Genomic DNA, 19,014 nt, shown 5'->3' with positions numbered 1-19,014 from the left:
CACGGAGGGGTTGCACATGTCTGCACCGGACAGGAATATGGCGCTTGAAATGGTACGAGCGACAGAAGCCGCGGCGATGTCCGCAGGCCGCTGGATGGGACGCGGTGACAAGAATGGCGTTGACGGAGCTGCTGTAAACGCAATGCGCTTCATACTCAACAATGTCGCTATGGACGGAGTTGTTGTTATCGGAGAGGGCGAAAAGGACGAAGCTCCTATGCTCTTCAACGGGGAGAAGCTGGGATACGGGACAGATCCGCAGGTAGACATAGCAGTAGACCCGATCGACGGAACGCGCCTGACAGCGCTTGGACTTCCCAACGCGGTGAGCGTCGTGGCATTCGCTGAAAGAGGGTCTATGTTTGATCCTCAGCATATCTTCTACATGGACAAAATTGCAACCGGCCCGTACGCCGCGCACGCAATCAACATCGACGCAAGCCCCACGGACAACATCAGGGCAGTAGCGCGCGCTCTCAGAAAATCGGTCGAAGACGTCACCGTCGTAGTCCTTGACAGGCCGCGTCACGAAGAGCTCATCAAAGAGATACGCTCCATCCATGCGCGTATCCACCTCATCCCCGACGGAGACGTAGCGGGCGCGCTTTCGACATGCAAGCCGAACGCCGGCATTGACCTCCTGATGGGCATCGGCGGCTCGCCTGAAGCCGTCATCACAGCCTGCGCCGTAAAATGTGTAGGCGGCAACATGCAGTGCAAACTTTGGCCGCGCAACGACGAAGAGCGCGAAAAGTGCAAGGATAAGGGCATGGACGTCAATAAGGTGCTGAACCTGAACGACCTCGTCTCATGCGAAAACGTCTACTTCGCAGCAACGGGCGTAACCGACGGCGACTGGCTGAAGGGCGTTCGCTACTCAGGAGACGGCATCCACACATCGTCGTTGGTAATGCGCGCGAAAAGCGGCACCATCCGCTACATCGACGCGGTCCACAACGTACAGAAGCTTGACGAGATCAGCGGCATCAAATACGGCGCTCCCTCTTCATCCTGCTCGTTCCTGTAAATCATCTTTTATCTGACTTTAATCTAACAAAAAGGCGGGACCCTCAAAGGGTTCCGCTTTTTTTTTGCCGCGGGACGTTTCGAGATGCCGAAAGGCCCCTGTTTTTTCGTAAATATCTACAGCGTTTTCTTCCAGCGCGGGCCCTGAGGCGTGTCTTCGATGACGACGCCCTTTGCCGCAAGCAGATCGCGTATCTCGTCGGAACGTTTGAAATTCTTGCTTTTTCTTGCCTCCGTGCGCTCCGCTACCAACGCGTCAATATCCGCGTCATCCGCGTCGGCCTTTTTATCTTCCGGCAGATAGCCCAGCACGGCGTTTGTCTTTTCAAATATTTCTTTGGCGCGGGCTATGCCCTTTTCGTCTATCTGCGCGTGCTCAGTAAGGTGGACGTTGACGGCCCTCACAAGGTCGAAAATATTTCCAATAGCGCCAGCGGTATTGAAATCGTCGTCCATTGACTCCGTGAAGCCCTCCCATGCGCGCGTTGCGGCCTCTGCCAGTGCTTCGTCCGCCGCGCCGGCGTCGCGGTTTTCCATCGCAAAGTTAAGATCGCCCCAGCAGTTGTGCAGACGCTCAAGCGCCGCCTTCGACTGTTCAAGGCCCTCCTGCGAGAAGTTGAGCGGCGAACGGTAGTGCGAGCTCATCAGGAAGAAACGCAGCACCAGCGGGTTCACCTTCTGGCGGATGTCGCGGACTGTGAGGAAGTTGCCCAGCGACTTTGACATTTTTTCCTTGTCGATGAGCAGATAGGCGTTGTGCAGCCAGTATTTTACAAACTGCATCTCATTTGCGCACTCAGACTGAGCTATCTCGTTTTCGTGGTGCGGGAAAATGAGGTCGCTTCCGCCGCCGTGGATGTCTATCGTCTTGCCGAGATATTTTGTAGACATCGCGCTGCACTCGATGTGCCAGCCGGGGCGCCCCGGGCCCCACGGGCTCTCCCACGCGGGTTCTCCGGGCTTCGCCGCCTTCCACAGCGCGAAGTCAAGCGGCCTCTGCTTGCGTTCGTCAACGTCGATGCGCGCGCCCGAGAGCAGTTCGTCTATGCTCTGCTTTGAGAGCTTGCCGTATTCGCCGAAGCTTGCCACGTTAAAATAAACGTCGCCTTCTACCTCATAGGCGTGTCCCTTTTTGATGAGCGTTTCCACTATCTCAATGATCGGCTGCATCTCGTGCGTAGCGCGGGGGTTGACCGTGGCGCGGCGAACGCCGAGCGCGTCCGCGTCGTCGAAATATTCTTTGATGTATTCGTCAGCCAGTTCCGCAACGGTGATGCCCATTTCGTTTGCGCGCTTTATCATTTTGTCGTCTATGTCGGTAAAGTTCTGGACGTAGAAGACCTTATATCCTATGCTTTCAAGATAACGTCTGAATACGTCAAAAAGGACGAAGGGCCTCGCGTTGCCGATGTGGAAAAAATTGTAGACGGTTGGGCCGCATACGTAAAAACGCACCTTTCCCTCTTCGATGGGGACAAATTTTTCTTTTGTCCTTGTCAGATCGTTATATACTGCTAATGACATATTTCGCACCTCCGCGGTAATGCCGCAAAACCTTGAAAAAGGCGATGCGGCTAATATACATATTTATGCTATCCTATACCAAGTGAAGCCTGACCGCAATGACAGAAAGGGTAAATTTATTTGAACAAGGCAGAATTGATAAAATTTGTAAAGGGTTTTCCCGACAAGCCAGGCGTATACCTCATGCGCGATGAAAACGGGGAGATAATATATATCGGCAAGGCGAAGTCTTTGAAAAAACGCGTCTCGTCGTACTTCAGGCATGAGCATTTTGCCTCGCCGCGCCTTGAAAAACTTGTGGACACGATACGCGACATCTCCACTATGCGGACGGAAAGCGAAATAGAGGCGCTCATCCTCGAAAACAGGCTGATAAAGCTCTATCAGCCCTTCTTCAACGTTGACCTTAAAATGAACGAACGCTACGCCTACATAAAAATCACAGCGGAAAAATATCCGCGCATCATAGTGACGCGCGTCAAGATGGACGACGGAGCGCGCTACATAGGCCCGTACGTCCGCGTGCAGGAGGTGCGGGCGCTGCTGCGGCTCGTCGAGCGCTATCTTCCGCTGCGTTCATGCGGCGGTGAAGAGCCCAAGGCGCAGGGCGGACGCCCCTGCATGAAACATTCGCTGGGCCGCTGCCTCGCGCCGTGCTGCGGACTCTGCACCGAAAACGAATACCGAGACCGCGCGGCGGACGTGGCACTGCTTTTGCAGGGACACGGAGCGGAGCTTATCGAGCGTCTGCGCAAGCGCATGGACAGCGCGGCACGCGAGATGCTCTTTGAGGAGGCGGCGCGCCTTCGCGACACCATACGCGCGATATGGCGCGTCAGCCGCCAGCAGCACACAATGCCGGACATCCCATCCGGCGAAGAAAACTTTTTTGAGATACTAAACTCGATGCAAAGAGCATTTGAACTGCCCATACTGCCGTGGCGCATAGACGGCTTCGACATCTCGCACAGCGCGGGAAATTTCACGGTAGGCGTTGCGGTCGTCTTTGAACAGGGCTATCCAAACCCGTCGCTGTACAGAAAGTTCAACATAAAGACAGTGGAGGGCATAGACGACTTCCGTTCGATGAAGGAGACGCTTACGCGCCGCTATAGCCGTTGCCTTGAAGGGCAGGAGCCTCTTCCGCAGCTCATCTTGATAGACGGCGGCCCTGTGCAGCTTGAATTCGCCATTCAGGCGCTGGACGAGTTGAACATCCACAACATCCCGATAATCTCCCTTGCCAAGGAATTTGAAGAGGTCTATCTTCCCAACAGAAAAGAGCCGATACGCCTCGACCACACCGACCCGGTGCTTCGGCTGCTCCAGCATGTGCGCGACGAGTCTCACCGTTTTGCCATCACGTCGCACAGGACGCGCCGCGGAAAGAGTTTCAAACGCAGCAAGATAGAAGAGGTTCCGGGCATCGGACGCGCGAAGGCGGCCATGCTCATCACAAAATTCGGCAGCGTGCGTGCGCTGCTCGACGTGCCGGAAGAGGAGCTTGCGGCGGCTCCCGGCATAGGGCGCGCGCTTGCAAAGCGGATACTTGCGAAATTAAAGGAATTTAACGAGGTAGAGGACGACGCGCCAAGCGGCGCCGAAAATTACGAGGAGGCCGGCAATGAATCTTCCGAAGAGTAAAATAGACGAATATTATATGAGCTGCGCGCTCGAACTTGCGGCGCAGGGTGCTGAATGCAGCCCGAACCCACGCGTCGGCTGCGTCATAGTGCGCGACGGCCAGATAATCGGCAGAGGGTGGCACAAAAAATGCGGCGGCCCGCACGCGGAGGTAAACGCAGTAGCGGACGCTTGCGGCGACATTGAAGGCGCCGACGTCTATGTGACGCTTGAACCATGTTCGCATTACGGCAAGACGCCGCCCTGCGCGGACATGCTTTTGGAAAAGCGCCCTGCGCGCGTCATAACCGCTATGACGGACCCAAACCCCAAGGTGGCGGGCGCGGGACTTCTAAAACTGCGCGACGCTGGCATTGAGGTAAAAAACGGAGTGCTTGAGGCCGAATGCAGATATATGAACCGAGGCTTCATCAGGCGCATGACGCTCTCGCGTCCGTGGGTGACGATAAAATGCGCCGCGTCGCTTGACGGGCGCATCGCGCTTGCAAACGGCGAAAGCAAATGGATAACGAGCGAGGAAAGCCGCGAACGGGTACACGCGATGCGCGCGGAAAACGGCGCGGTGCTCACTGGAGTAGGCACAGTTTTAAGCGACGACCCTGAGCTTACAGTCCGCAGCGCGCCAGGTAAAAATCCGCTGCGCGTCATCGTGGACAGAAAACTGCGCACGCCCACCTGCGCAAAGATACTGCGCGGCGGCGCGCTCATTTTCGCGCAAAGCGGCGCGGAGGAGTGGCGCGAGGAACATCTGCGAATGGCGGGCGCTCAGATAGAACGAATAGAGGCAGCGGAGGACTATCTTCCCGCCGTTTTGAAAAAACTCTGCCGCGAGGGAGTCAATTACCTTATGGTGGAGGCCGGCCCGCGCGTCACCTCCGCCTTTATAGCCTCGGGGCTTGCGGACGAGCTCGCGCTCTTTACCGCGCCAAAGATACTGGGCGCAGGGCCCTCGTTTTCTGACTTTTTTGAAAGCGGCGCGATATCCGACGCGCCTGCTCTCAAAGATATAAAATACACAAAGGTCGGCTGCGACCTTTTGACAAGAGGTGTTTTTAAATGTTCACCGGACTTATAGAAACCGTAGGCACAGTCTCGAATTTGCAGAAAAAAGGCGACGTGACGGAACTTACGATAAGCGCTCCCAAAATTGCTCACGAGCTGAAAATCGGCGACTCCGTCGCCATATCGGGCGCGTGCAGCACCGTAACGGCGTGCGGCGCCGGCACATTCAGCGTCGAAATGATGCCCGAAACATTAAAACGAACAAAGCTGGGCGGCCTCAGGCCAGGCGGCTCTGTCAACCTTGAACGGGCGATGCGCCTTGACTCACGCCTCGACGGACACCTCGTGGCGGGGCACGTCGACGGTATGGCGGTGCTTGAAAAAGTGGAAAACGCCGGCAAAACGCGCCAGCTTTTTTTTAAAACGTCGAAAGAGACGGCGGAGGGCATAGTGCCGAAAGGCTCTATAACCATCGACGGCGTTAGCCTCACCGTCATTGACGCGAAACCAGAGGGCTTTTCTGTCGGCATCATCCCCACTACGCTCGCCGACACGACGCTCGGCTTTCTGCGCACGGGAGATACGGTCAATATCGAGACCGACATGATGGGCAAATATATAAAAAAATATCTCGACGCGCGATTTTCAGGAAATATTGCACAAAACGATGAAGATAAGGTGAAAAATACGCTCACTTGGGATAAACTATCTGAGTATGGCTGGAATTAACGTTAGGGGTGAAATGTTTGTTCAATAAAATTGAAGAGGCAATAGAAGATATAAAACTGGGCAAAATGGTCGTCGTCGTAGACGACGAAAACCGTGAAAACGAGGGAGACCTCATAATGGCGGCCGATCTCTGCCGCACAGAAGACCTCAATTTCATGGTGACAAACGCGCGCGGACTTGTCTGCGTGCCCGTATCCTGCGCTCAGGCGCAGCGGCTTGAACTTTCGCCGATGGTGGAACACAACACGGACGCTCACGGCACCGCGTTCACGGTCTCAGTCGACCACCTTGAAGGAACGACCACCGGCATATCGGCGGCAGAACGCGCCTTCACGGCGCGCGCGCTCGCGGACCCAGCCTCAAAGCCCGGCGATTTCAGAAAGCCGGGGCACATCTTCCCGCTCATCGCGCGTCCCGGCGGCGTACTACAGAGGGCCGGACACACGGAGGCCGCGGTGGATCTTACGCGTCTTGCCGGCCTCAATGCGGCGGGCGTGATATGCGAGATAATGAACTGCGACGGAAGCATGGCGAGACTGCCGCAGCTAATTGATTTCGCAAAAAATCACGGACTTAAAATAATCACTGTAGAGGACCTCATCCGCTATCGCGTCATCCGTGAAAAATTCGTCAAAAAAGAGGTCGTCGTCCACATGCCGACAATGTGGGGAGACTTCTCGTGCTACGTATACACCAGCCCGTACGGCGACAACCCTGGTGCAGTCCATCTGGCGCTCGTAAAGGGCGACCTGTCGGGCGACGAGCCTGTGCTGACGCGCGTTCATTCCGAATGCTTCACGGGCGACCTGCTCGGCTCCTTGCGCTGCGACTGCGGCCCGCAGCTCCACACGGCTATGTCCATGATAGAAAAAGAGGGCAGGGGCGTGCTGCTATACTTAAGACAGGAGGGACGCGGCATCGGGCTTCTTGCAAAGCTCAAAGCCTACGACCTGCAAGACAGCGGCATGGACACAGTTGAGGCAAATCTAGCGCTAGGCTTTGCGCCGGACCAGCGCGACTACGGCATCGGCGCGCAGATACTGGCCGACCTCGGCCTGAAAAAACTGCGCCTCATGACGAACAACCCCGTCAAAATAACCGGACTCGCCGGCTACGGGCTGGAAATAACTGAGCGCGTGCCGATAGAGATACCGCCCAACATCTATAACGAAAAATACATGAACACGAAGCTGTGCAAAATGGGGCACATCCTTAATGAAAAAGTTTATTCCTGCAAAGAGTGCGGGCATAAACATTAATTTAGAAAGACACGGGAGGAATAATCAATGCGTACATATCAGGGAGATATGCTTGGAACAGGCCTCAGGTTCGCTATAATAGGCTCGCGCTTCAACGAACTGATCACCTCAAAGCTTATCGACGGCGCAAAAGACGCGCTGACGCGCCACGGAGTAAATTATCAGGATATAGACCTATTCTGGACGCCGGGCGCGTGGGAACAGCCCATCGTCGCGAAGGAAATAGCGCTGCTTGGCAAATACGACGCCATCATTTCTCTGGGCGCCGTCATCCGCGGAGACACCACGCATCACGAGTACGTGGCGGGCGAAGCGGCCAAGGGGCTTGCCATGGTCGGACTCGAACACAGAGTGCCCGTCGCCTTCGGCATACTGACCTGCGAAAATCTCGAACAGGCGCTGATGCGTTCCGGCAGCAAAGCCGGCAACAAAGGCGCGGACGCCGCGCTTGCCGCGCTAGAAACTGCAAAGCTCATGAAAGAGATCAGAAATTCCAAGGGGGCGCAGGATTAATGCTCGATACAAAATGGGTGCGCGAACACTATGACGAACTGGCGGAGATGCTCGCCTCGCGCAACAATACATTCCCGCTCGATAAATATAAAGAACTTGACGAAGCGCGCAGAGAGACGCTCATTGAAGCCGATAAGCTGAAAGAAAAACGCAACGCCGGCAGCAAAGAGGTCGGCGAAAAAAGAAGAAAAGGCGAGGACGCCACAGCGCTTCAGGACGAGATACGCGCCCTTGGAGACGAGATACGCGCCCTCGACGAAAAGGCCGACGCGATCCAGGCTGAGCTGGACGACCTCGCTCTGCGCATACCGAACCGTCCCAACGCCAGCGTTCCAAAGGGCAAGGATGAAAACGACAATATAGAGATGCGCAGATGGGGAACGCCGCGCCAGTTTGAATTTGAGCCAAAGCCGCATTGGGAGCTGGGCGAAGCGCTTGGCATAATGGACTTTGACCGTGGCGTGAAACTCTCCGGCAGCCGTTTCACCGTGCTAAAGGGCGCGGGCGCGCGCCTCGAGCGCGGGCTCATGAACTTCATGCTCGACCTGCACACGACGCAGCACGGCTTTACCGAGGTGGCGACGCCGGCGCTGGTCAGCACAAAGACGATGACCGGCACAGGCAACCTTCCAAAATTCGCGGACGACCTTTACCGCTGCGCCTGCGACGACCTCTGGCTCATCCCAACCGCCGAGGTGCCCGTGACCAACCTGCATTCGGGAGAGGTATTCAAAGAGTCCGACCTTCCGAAATATTACTGCGCCTACACGCCCTGTTTCCGCCGCGAAGCTGGAAGCGCTGGGCGAGACATGCGTGGTATGCTGCGCCAGCACCAGTTCGACAAGGTTGAAATGGTAAAGCTTGCGCTGCCTGACAACAGCTACGCCGAGCTTGAACATATGACGAACTGCGCAGCGGAAATACTTGAACTGCTTGGCATCCCGTACCGCGTAATCGTGCTCTGCACCGGAGACATGGGCTTCGGATCGGCGAAGACCTACGACATCGAAGTATGGCTGCCGTCACAGGGAACATACCGCGAGATCAGCTCATGCAGCAACTGCGAAGATTTTCAGGCGCGCCGCATGGGCATAAAATACAAGCCGGCTGACGGAGGCAAGGCGCGCCTCGTACACACGCTCAACGGCTCAGGACTTGCCATCGGCCGCACGCTCATCGCGATCATCGAAAATTATCAAAACGAAGACGGCACGGTGACCGTCCCAGAAGCGCTCCGCCCGTACGTCGGCGGCATGGAAAAAATCTCCTTATAAAGCGCGCGGCGCGGCTAAAATTATTTATGATAGTTTGATACCGGCGGAGGCCAAAAGTGAGATTTCACTTGCGGCTTCCGCTTTTTATGATAGGATATAAAGAATATATTATGGCGTTATTTTTCAGATTGGAGTTTGGCCTTATATGTTCAGCAGCTCATACGGAACAACTGTAATAATGATAACGATGGTGGCTCTAATATGTATAGTCATCCAGAAATTTTTTAAAAAGTACCTCGAGAGCGACCAGTATTATTATTTAAAGGATATAACACTCATAGGCGCCTGGGCCCTGTGCGGCATCTGGATGCCGGATGGTCCTTTGCGCATCACCATCGCAGCCGGCGTAGCCGCCGCCTGTATCGGCTTCTGTCAGAAGGCGACAAAGGGCAAAAACCTCCGTTTCCTATATTTTCTCGTCGGGCTCGTCTTTTCGCTCTTCGGCCCACGCATCGCCTTCATTGAATTTACCGACGGAGAATATTATTATCTCTCCTATTTCGCCTCGATCGTCTTAAGCACTCTCTGGGTCGGGATATTTCCAATATTCTTTCAGGAGATCGACGAGATACCGGGGCTGTGCGGCCTGCTTCTTACCGTAAGCTGGACGATGATCTCAGTCGTCATACTTTCGTCGTCGCAAAGCCTGCACGACGCCTCTCAGGTCTGCATAATCGGCCTCATCTTCCTGCTCGTCTTCTGGAGCCGGCACATGTACGCCTACCGGCGGCTCACGGAGCCGCTGACCGCCTTGTGGGGCACTCTCTTTGCCGGGCTTTCGATACTAGGCGTCAGCAAGGGGATCACCTTCTACACGCTGGCGCTGCTTCCGCTCGGATTCTTTGCCCTGCCCATAACGGAAACCTCGATGGGCGTAATCAGCGCCGCCTTTTCGCCGAAGCCTGCCGGCAATCTGATGCTCTACAGAAAACTTATCACACGCGGATTCACGCACCCGGTCGCAATATATCTCGTAGTCACAATATGCGCCTTCACCGGCTGCCTGGTCTCAGCGATACAGCTTGGCGTACCGGATTTCTTCTATCTGCTTGCCGCGGTCGCCGCGATATTTGGCGTGGTGTGGCTATTCTACACCTTTAAATACAAACGGGTCGTCATGGCTGAGGAATGCCGCAATCCCGTCCTCTGGGGCGTCAAAGTGGACAACATCTCGCTCAACTACGCGCTTGCCAAAGTACAGCACTGGATAAACACCGAAGGCGGCTCGCATATAATCGTAACGCCCGACGCGCTCGCCGCGCTCAGAAGCCGCACCGACAAAGACTACCGCAGAATAGTCAAAAACGCCTCGCTCGTGCTTCCTGACGGAGCGGGACTGATAGGCGCGCTGAAACTAATAGGCACGCCCATTCAGGAACGCATACCGGGAGTAGAATTCACGGAACATCTTTGCAAACGCGCCGCATACGAAGGCTGGCGCGTCTGGATGCTGGGAGGCGCGCCGACCGTCGCCGCCTGCGCCGCCGAAAAGCTCGTGCAGAAATATCCAGGCCTTACAATCGCAGGCACTTGCGACGGTTTTTTCAAGCAGGAGGAGACCGAAAACATCTGCGCGCGCATAAAGGATGCTGGTACAAATATTTTATTTGTCGGCCTTGGGGTGCCCAAACAGGAGTACTGGCTTGAAAAATATCTGCCGGCGACAGGCGCGGTCATAGGAATGGGCATAGGCGGCAGCATGGACGTAATCTCCGGCAAGCTGACGCGTGCGCCCAAAATGTGGCAGAAGGTCGGCATGGAATGGCTATACAGAGTCATACAGGAGCCGTGGCGCTGGAAGAGACTGACGAAACTGCCCGTCTTTGTATTGCGTCTTGCTGCGACATATTTTCACATTGACAACTACAAAGACGAAGATATAAGTGTAGATAAGTAGAAAACAGTTGAAATTAACGCTCTTACGTGATAATTTAATGAACATTTGATAAAAGTGAAAGGATGAAGAATTATGAAAATGGATAAAATCTTAAAACAGGCCCAGAGGATGCAGGCACAGATGACGCTTGCGCAGGAGGAGCTTGGAACCACCGTCGTTGAGGGAACTGCTGGCGGCGGCGCGGTGAAGGCCACCGCAAACGGGCATGGCGACATCACAGCTATCAGCATCTCAAAGGACGTAATAAATCCCGAAGAGGCCGAGATGCTAGAAGACCTCGTGCTTGGCGCCGTAAAAGACGCTATCGACAAGGCTAAGGCTCTGTCAAACGACAAAATGAACGCGCTTACCGGCGGCATGGGCGGATTCCCAGGGCTTATGTAGAGGCTCCTCGTGTCACTTCCGGGGCCAGTTCAAAAATTAATAAAAGAGTGGAGCCGCCTTCCGGGCATAGGTGAAAAAACCGCCCGGAGGATGGTTTTTTATCTTCTTAAAGAAGACAGGCAGAGGATACGGGACTTCGGAGAGGCCGTCATCGCGCTTACGGAAAACATCAGACGCTGCTCCGTATGCGGAGCCTTCACAGATGTGGATCCGTGTCCGATTTGCACCGACATGACGCGCAGCAGAGAGATGCTCTGCGTGGTCGAAAGCGAAGAGGACTGCGTCGCGATAGAACAGGCGGGAATATACAACGGCCTCTATCATGTGCTTGGCGGAAGGCTCTCACCGCTTGATGACGAAGAAATACCGACAGAAAGCATTGAGAGGCTTCGCGAGCGCGTAGAGGATGAAAAAATAAAAGAAATCATCCTGGCCACGGCGCCGCGCATAGAGGGAGATTTGACCGCGTACTCAGTTCAGGACGCATTAAGAGACATTGAGGTCAAAATTTCCAGGCTCTCCTACGGCCTGCCAGTAGGCGGGAGCATCGGCTTTGCCGACAGAGTGACGCTTCACATGGCAATGGACGCCAGAAAGGAGATGGAATAAAAGGCAAGGCTCGCCTCGCCAAATTAGCGGGACGGCCAAAAGATAACAGCGGAAGATTTGCGGCAACGGTGAAATATAAATAGGACAATCAAGAAAGGAGGAACTTAAGATGCGTCATGATATAGAACTATCGAAAGTTATGAAAAGACTTGTAACCGCCGTCATGGTATTCATCTGCGGCGCAGCGGGCTATCAGTTTTCACTGCTTATGCTGACCGAGAACTGGTTCCCTTCGATGTCAAGCATCCATCCCATCGGCACAAGCATTTTTGTAGTGGCTCTTGCAGCAGCATGCGGCTTTATCCTCGCACCTTTATTCTGGTGGGCGCTTATTAAATTTGGACAGTTTTTCGAATCCAGGATTCAAAACGTAAGCGTGGCGGATTTGATCGTAAGCATGGTCGGCCTCATACTGGGCCTTCTGCTTGCAAACCTCATAGCGATACCGCTCTCAAAGATCCCCGGAGGCATAGGGGTATATATAGCGGTGCTGCTCAACGTAGCGCTCGGCTACTGGGGGCTGCGCTTCTTCGCTAAACGCGGCGACGATTTCTGGAGCATGATAATGAACATGGATCTTAAATCAAAGCTGACGCGAAAGAAAAAGGGCGAAAACGGCGAGGTCGAGATGATAGCAAGCGCCCACACGGAGCTTTCGTTCCCGAAGATACTGGACACGAGCGCAATTATCGACGGCAGGATACTGGACGTCGCGCAGACTGGATTCCTTGAGGGAATAATAGTGCTGCCGCGCTTCATCCTGGCTGAGCTTCAGGGCGTCGCCGACTCGACAGACTCGCTGCGCCGCACGCGCGGCCGCCGCGGACTTTCCGTGGTGACGGAGCTCCAGAAGGTCAAGGGCCTCACCATCGAGATACCAGAGGTGACGCTGCGCGAACTTGAAAGAGAAAAGGTGGACGAGGCGCTCGTCGTGCTTGCGAGGCAGCTCAACGGCAAGGTAATAACAACCGATTACAACCTGAATCAGGTGGCTCAGATAGAGGGCGTCGACGTGCTGAACGTAAACGACCTGGCAAACTCACTTAAGCCGATGCTCCTTCCCGGCGAAAAGGTCGAGATAGACATAATCCGCCTAGGACGTGAAAACCACCAGGGCATAGGCTACCTTGACGACGGCACGATGCTCGTAGTCGAAGACGGCTACCGCCACGTCGGCGAAAGGGTAAAGGTTACGGTGACCTCCATGCTGCAGACCTCCGCCGGCAGAATGGTCTTCGCAAGGATACATCCGTAAATATGACGACCGGCGCCGCGTGGTCCTTTTTAATAGCAGCGGGCGGCTCCGGCAGCCGTATCGGAGGCGAGCCGAAACAATTTCGCAGCCTTCTGGGCAGGCCGCTGTGGCGTTGGTCTTTTGACATAGCGGACAGCTTGCGCAAAAGGGGACTCATATGGGACATTGTGCTCGTCGTCCCGCGCGGATACGAAGAGCAGTACGCGCAGGCCGCAAAAGAGCTGACGCTTACGATCACTCAGGGCGGAGCGTCGCGCGCGGAGTCTGTCCAAAACGGTTTAAAGAAATGCAGCGGGTCGCACGTGCTTGTTCACGATGGGGCCCGCCCTTTTATAACCGAAGGGCTCTGCGAAGAACTTATGACGGCGGCGGAGAAGACAGGCGGCGCCGTCCCTCTTCTTCCTTCGACCGATTCACTAAAAAAAATCGAAAACGGAACAATGACACAGGAGGATCGGAGCCTCTATTTCAGGACGCAGACGCCTCAGGCCTTCGATAAAGCGCTGCTTTCTGCGGCGTTGGACGATGCCGGCGCCGGCGTAACAGACGAAGCCTCCGCGTGGCTTGCCGCCGGAAGAAAATTAGCGCACGTAGCGGGGCTGGACCACAATTTCAAAGTAACGACTCCGTTTGACTGGGAGATGGCAAAATCTTTGACCGAAAAACTTGTTGAAAAAAGAACGGGACACGGGTATGATATTCACCAACTCGCGGCTGGGCGTCCGCTCATAATAGCTGGCGTAGAGATAAAAGATACCGGATACGGACTTTTGGGCCACTCGGACGCGGATATCGTAGCACATACGGTCATGGACGCGATGCTCGGCGCGGCGGGCGAACCGGACATCGGTACGCTTTTTCCCGCGTCTTCGGAGAAATTCCGAGGCGCCGACAGCATAGAGCTTCTGCGCCTCGTTCTGGAACGGCTTGCAGCAAAAGGCTGGCGGCCGGAATGGATAGACGCCACGCTGAACGCGCAAATACCAAAGCTCGGCGCGCTTGTGCCGGCCTTTATAGAAAAAATGGACAAAGAGCTGGGCGCAGGTCCCGGGGAGAGATTATTCAACATCAAGGTAAAATCGGCAGAACACTGCGGAAGCGCAGGCCGGAGCGAGTGTATGATATGCCACGCAGTGGCCACCATATCACGAACGTCAGCCTGTTAAAGACGCGGTTTACACATATAATTCATTCTGGAGGCCTTTTGAAAAATGCAAAAACAACACAATTCGAAATTTGTCGACTATCAGGGATTCACATTTGACGACGTGCTGCTCGTTCCTAACTACAGCGAAGTAGTGCCGGCGGCGGTCAGCGTTTCAACAAGGCTCACGCCGCAGATAGAGCTGAACATCCCTATTTGCAGCGCCGCGATGGACACTGTAACAGAAGGGCGTCTTGCCATCGCTCTTGCGCGCGAGGGCGGCATCGGCATACTTCACAGAAACCTCCCGATAGAACAGCAGGCCATTGAGGTAGACAAGGTAAAGCGCTCCGAGTCGGGCGTCATCGTCGATCCGTTCTACCGTCACCCGTCGGATTCTGTGCGCGAGGCTGTAGCGCTGATGGAGCACTATCACATTTCCGGCGTGCCCGTCGTAGACGACCAGATTCGCCTCGTCGGAATAATAACGAACCGCGACCTTCGTTTCGTAACGAACCTCGACCAGCCTATATCGAACATCATGACGCAGGAGCACCTTGTAACGGCGCCCATCGGCACAACGCTTGACGACGCGAAGAACATCCTTATGGGGACGAAGGTGGAGAAGCTTCCTATAGTTGACAAGGAAAACAGGCTCAAGGGCCTCATCACGATAAAAGATATCTTAAAGGCAAAGGCCTTCCCGAACTCCACGAAGGACTCGCACGGACGCCTTCGCGTCGGAGCCGCTATCGGAGTCGGGCACGACGCGCGCGACAGAGCGGCCGCACTGGTGAAGGCCGGAGTCGACGTCATCATCGTAGATACCGCGCACGGTCACTCAAAGATGGTGCTGGACATGATATCAGACCTACGCAAAGCTTACCCGGATCTTCCGCTCGTCGGAGGAAACATAGCGACCGCGGCCGCCGCCGACGCGCTTATAGACGCCGGTGCGGACGGAGTCAAAGTAGGAATTGGCCCTGGCTCTATATGCACGACGCGCATCGTGGCCGGCATCGGCGTGCCTCAGGTGGCGGCGGTGATGAACGTAGCGGAAGCGGCTCATAAAAGAGGCAAAACAGTCGTGGCGGACGGCGGGATACGCTATTCCGGCGACATCGTGAAGGCGCTCGCTGCGGGCGGCGACGTGGTAATGATAGGCTCGCTCTTCGCGGGCACAGAAGAAAGCCCCGGCGAAGCGGTAATATACAAGGGCCGTTCGTTCAAAAGCTACCGCGGCATGGGATCGCTTGGCGCTATGAAGGGCGGATGCAGCAAAGACCGCTACTTCCAGGAGGGAACTTCTGAGGACAAGCTCGTTCCCGAAGGAATTGAAGGCATGGTTCCTCACAAAGGCCCCATCTCGGGCGTCATCTATCAGATGGTCGGCGGCATCCGCGCCGGCATGGGATATGTGGGCGCGCCCACGCTTGAGGAGCTGCACGATAATGCGCAGTTCGTACAGGTGACCTCCGCTTCGATGAAGGAAAGCCATCCGCACGACGTAGTTATTACAAAAGAGGCTCCTAACTACTGGGCCGAATAATTCCATAACAAATAAAGCGGCGGGCCGGAAGAAGTTTTTCTTTCCGGCCCGCCGCTTTTGCGTTGATTTTTTTGTTTATAAAAAGGCCGTCTCAGCGCTCCTGCGCCAGCGCGAACTTTTCGCGTATCGCGCGCGCCCTCAGCGTAAAGCCTATTTTTTCATACAGCTTCACGGCCATCGCCGCGTCGTCCGAAGCATCGTACCCTGAAAGCCTTGCGATCCACGCGGCGGCCAAGTGCTGCGCCGCCATCCACTCTATTCTCGGTACATGCTTTATCAGCAGCTCCGCCTTTTCGTAGGCGCGTTTTGCGCCGGCAAAATCGAGCCTTTCGGCGTCTGCGATCGCCTTCAGGCTGTAAAGTATCGAGCCGCAACGTCCTCCGCGGCAGCTTTCAAAGAGCGAGACCGCGTCGTCTATCTGACGGAAAAATTCCGGCATGTCGTTCATATCGACGGCTATGTTCGCTGCGGCCATATGAAAATAACTCCTGCCCCAGAAAAGCTTCATCTCTTCGCACTTCGCGGCGCATTCAGCAAAGAAGGCGGCACCCTCTTCAAAGAGGCCGCGTCTTTGCGCTATCTCTCCTAGGTAGCATTTTGCGACGAGTATGCCGAGAGTGTAGCGCCGTCCAATGAGTCGAAGTTCGTCAAACTTTTTTATTGAGTGCCTGAATATCTTTTCAGCCAGGTCGTAGTCCGATTCCATAAAGGCGGCCATTCCGATGAACCTTATCGCAGTCGCGAAATACTGCCCAAGCCCCGCCTTTTTTGACTGCCGTAGCAGCTCGCGCGCCGCGCGGCGCAGGTTCTTTGTGTCCGCTATCTGGATATACATGTAGCAGTAATGTTTGAGGCAGTAGACGGAGGTCTCGTCGAGGCAGTATCTCTTTGTGATTGAAAGCGCCTCTCTAGTGAAGACCTTGCCCTTTTCATATTCGCCCCAAAAGATATGAAAGCCGCCGGCCAGCTCATAGGAGGTGGCTTCCAGACGGGCGAAGTCCTCTTCCTTCATTGAGTTCTCGCAGCGCAGCTCGTCCAGTATGTCAATGACGCGCCCTATCTTTTTTTCAGTCTCCTCGCGGCTGCTGTACGGCGTGGAGCATGAGAGGAAAAGCCTGTCGGAGAGCGTCGGGAAAATGTCGTGGTTCAGCGTTATCTCAAATATCAATTCGCTAAGATATTGTTTCAGTTCGGAGACGCGGTCTCCGGCCTCGATGTAATGATGACAGAGCATAGCGCCAAGCGCCGGGTCCCAGCGCTGCGGGGCGTAGCGCGCGCTGAGCGCGGCCGCGGCCTTTGCGTGAAGCTCCCTGCGGTTCTCATACGGTATCGCGGCGTAGACGCATTCACGGAGCTTCTGGTGTAAAAATCCCCATACGGTCTGCCGTCCCTCCTGCCTTTCGCAGAGCAGGCCCCTCGCAATGAGGGCGTTTGCCGAATATATGACGCGCTGTTGAGTCATGCCGGTCATCTCTGAAATAACGGCCGGAGTGCCGCTGATGCAGACGGCGGCGGCCGACAGTATCTTTTTTTCCGCGGCGCCGAGCGTCCCTATCCTGTTCCAAACCATGACGCCCAGTCCTTTTTCGCATTCAGAACGCGGGTCCTCGCGCAGCGCTCGCAGCATCTCAAAGAGCATTAGCGGAAGCCCTTCGCTCTCGCGTATAAAGTAGGCGTCGCCCTTTTGTTCCATTGTGCTTTTAGGAAGAAGCGAACGGCTTATAAAAAGTATCTCGTCGTCCCTGAACGGGCGCAGTTTTAATTCGTGGATCCTTGCTCCGGCGTTCAGCTGCCGCAGAAGAGACGAAGCGCCGGCCGCCGCCTCAGGCCTCGCCGTGATGAGCGCCTTATACGGATATTTCGCGGCGGAAAGCAGCGCGCCCATCAATTTGAACGATTCGTCGTCAAACCAGTGCACGTCTTCAAAGATAAAGACTATTTGAGAGAGAGAAGAAAGCGGCCTTAAAAGTTCCGCGATGAGCGACGCCACGGTGACGGGGTTTATTTCAGCGGCACGCATGATGTCCGCGTTGAAGCTGGCGCCGCCGTTTTGAAGGATGCACGGGAAGATGGCGCCAAGCACCGCAAGCGCGCCTGTTTCAGGCACGACGCCTCGCTCCGCGCAGGCGGAGAGCGCCTCCGTCATGAAATTATTCCACGCGGAATAGCCGCATCCTTCGCCTATCGGAGTGGCCTTAGTAGCCAGTACAAGCGTCGCGTCATGCTGCAAGGTCCTTAACGCTTCGTCTACGAGGGCTGATTTTCCGATGCCGGCCTCTCCCTCTATAAGAAATATATTTTTTTCTCTTCTGTCCTTTGAAAGTCCGTCGGTAAGCAGCGCAAGCTCGCGCTTTCTGCACCTGAAGCGCAGCAGTTCGTTTGGCGCGGGCTCGGGGTTCACTATAGAGGCGTAATATTTCTGCGCTCGGTCGGAGGGTTCAAGAGAAAGTTTTTCCTTAAGCGCCGCCGCGAAGTTTTTATAAACTAAAACCGCCTTGCCGCGCTCTCCGCTCTTGAGGTACAGCTCCATGAGCTCCAGCATCGAGCATTCGTCGAACGGGTCAAGCCTTCTCTCTGCTTCCAGCGCGGTGCGCACAGCTTCAGTCTCTCCGCTCTCGTATGCTGCATCGGCGCGTTTTTTTATGATCTCTACGATATCCGCGTTTATTTTGGCGCGGCGGCCTTCAAGCCATTCGCTGAGCGGCTCGGAATTTGCGCAGTAGTCTCGAAGCGGAGTGGAAAATATCATCTCCGGTAGCGGCGTCTTTGGGCTGCACAGCCTTTGGAGCGCAAAAAGACCGTCGTCGAACGCAGCGGCACGAACATTTTGACGGTCCGCGAAAAGCGCCTCCGGCATCTGGGATTTTATCAGATAGAGCGCGTTGCGCAGATTTGACGAGGCCTGCGATTCGCTCATCTCAGGCCAGAAGAGCGTCTTAAGTTCGTCTCGGGAAGCGCCGCCGTTTAAGGCGATATAGTAAAAAAGAGCCTCCGCCTTACGGAATTTAAACTGAACCCTTTTGCCTTCATATATTATTTCGCATTCGCCAAAGAGCGCGAGTTCTAGTTTCATGCCTATTCCTCCGTACTAAATTCTTTGTCAATTATAACAATACTTTTTCTATCTCACACCACAATAATAAAACAGTTCATAAAAATTTGACGATGGATAGACGGCCATAATATAAAATTGGGGCAGGGGGGA

Annotated in this window: 15 protein-coding genes; 13 read left to right on the top strand and 2 right to left on the bottom strand. The window is 55.1% G+C overall.

The annotated features are described in order from the left end of the window. Positions 1-16: 16 nt before the first annotated feature. Positions 17-1,027: a class II fructose-bisphosphatase gene (glpX, locus tag RRY12_00410; GenBank protein ID MEG2183132.1), complete on the top strand. Its 1,011-nt coding sequence runs from the start codon at positions 17-19 to the stop codon at positions 1,025-1,027. 116 nt (positions 1,028-1,143) lie between these two features. Here the strand turns inward: glpX and cysS are convergent, their stop codons facing one another. Further along, a complete protein-coding gene (gene cysS, locus RRY12_00405) occupies positions 1,144-2,550 on the bottom strand; it encodes a cysteine--tRNA ligase (protein ID MEG2183131.1) in 1,407 nt (468 codons plus the stop codon). Positions 2,551-2,670: 120 nt separating this feature from the next. Between cysS and RRY12_00400 the strand changes: the two genes are divergently transcribed. From RRY12_00400 to guaB, 12 genes are all read left to right on the top strand, one after another. Then, a complete protein-coding gene (locus RRY12_00400; protein MEG2183130.1) occupies positions 2,671-4,194 on the top strand; it encodes an excinuclease ABC subunit UvrC in 1,524 nt (507 codons plus the stop codon). Further along, positions 4,175-5,269: a bifunctional diaminohydroxyphosphoribosylaminopyrimidine deaminase/5-amino-6-(5-phosphoribosylamino)uracil reductase RibD gene (gene ribD / locus RRY12_00395; protein MEG2183129.1), complete on the top strand. Its 1,095-nt coding sequence runs from the start codon at positions 4,175-4,177 to the stop codon at positions 5,267-5,269. Before RRY12_00400 ends, ribD begins: the two co-directional genes overlap by 20 nt. Further along, positions 5,251-5,925: a riboflavin synthase gene (locus RRY12_00390; GenBank protein MEG2183128.1), complete on the top strand. Its 675-nt coding sequence runs from the start codon at positions 5,251-5,253 to the stop codon at positions 5,923-5,925. The genes ribD and RRY12_00390 overlap by 19 nt, the downstream gene beginning before the upstream one ends. A gap of 17 nt (positions 5,926-5,942) precedes the next feature. Next, entirely contained in the window at positions 5,943-7,184 is a 1,242-nt protein-coding gene (locus RRY12_00385) for a bifunctional 3,4-dihydroxy-2-butanone-4-phosphate synthase/GTP cyclohydrolase II (protein MEG2183127.1), read from the top strand. Between the two features lie 27 nt (positions 7,185-7,211). Next, the gene (gene ribH / locus RRY12_00380; protein ID MEG2183126.1) at positions 7,212-7,697 is read left to right on the top strand and encodes a 6,7-dimethyl-8-ribityllumazine synthase; all 486 of its coding nucleotides are present in this window, start codon (positions 7,212-7,214) and stop codon (positions 7,695-7,697) included. Further along, positions 7,697-8,971, top strand: a complete 1,275-nt coding sequence (serS, locus tag RRY12_00375) for a serine--tRNA ligase (protein ID MEG2183125.1) — start codon at positions 7,697-7,699, stop codon at positions 8,969-8,971. The genes ribH and serS overlap by 1 nt, the downstream gene beginning before the upstream one ends. 145 nt (positions 8,972-9,116) lie before the next feature. Beyond that, positions 9,117-10,868 carry a WecB/TagA/CpsF family glycosyltransferase gene (locus RRY12_00370; protein MEG2183124.1) on the top strand — a complete coding sequence of 584 codons (1,752 nt, stop codon included), beginning with the start codon at positions 9,117-9,119 and terminating at the stop codon, positions 10,866-10,868. Positions 10,869-10,940: 72 nt separating this feature from the next. Next, positions 10,941-11,252, top strand: coding sequence for a YbaB/EbfC family nucleoid-associated protein (locus RRY12_00365; protein MEG2183123.1), 312 nt, complete (start codon positions 10,941-10,943; stop codon positions 11,250-11,252). A gap of 9 nt (positions 11,253-11,261) precedes the next feature. Beyond that, positions 11,262-11,861 (top strand): recombination mediator RecR, encoded by a 600-nt coding sequence (gene recR / locus RRY12_00360; protein MEG2183122.1) that lies wholly within the window; start codon positions 11,262-11,264, stop codon positions 11,859-11,861. A 109-nt stretch (positions 11,862-11,970) separates the two neighbouring features. Next, positions 11,971-13,116, top strand: coding sequence for a TRAM domain-containing protein (locus RRY12_00355; protein ID MEG2183121.1), 1,146 nt, complete (start codon positions 11,971-11,973; stop codon positions 13,114-13,116). 2 nt (positions 13,117-13,118) lie between these two features. After that, positions 13,119-14,282, top strand: a complete 1,164-nt coding sequence (gene ispF, locus RRY12_00350) for a 2-C-methyl-D-erythritol 2,4-cyclodiphosphate synthase (protein ID MEG2183120.1) — start codon at positions 13,119-13,121, stop codon at positions 14,280-14,282. A 45-nt stretch (positions 14,283-14,327) separates the two neighbouring features. After that, positions 14,328-15,809: an IMP dehydrogenase gene (guaB, locus tag RRY12_00345; protein MEG2183119.1), complete on the top strand. Its 1,482-nt coding sequence runs from the start codon at positions 14,328-14,330 to the stop codon at positions 15,807-15,809. Positions 15,810-15,900: 91 nt separating this feature from the next. Here the strand turns inward: guaB and RRY12_00340 are convergent, their stop codons facing one another. Beyond that, the gene (locus tag RRY12_00340; GenBank protein ID MEG2183118.1) at positions 15,901-18,882 is read right to left on the bottom strand and encodes an AAA family ATPase; all 2,982 of its coding nucleotides are present in this window, start codon (positions 18,880-18,882) and stop codon (positions 15,901-15,903) included. Positions 18,883-19,014: the final 132 nt, after the last annotated feature.

This window comes from Cloacibacillus sp., assembly GCA_036655895.1.
GTDB lineage: Bacteria > Synergistota > Synergistia > Synergistales > Synergistaceae > JAVVPF01.
This window is presented reverse-complemented; position numbering and strand designations above follow the sequence as displayed.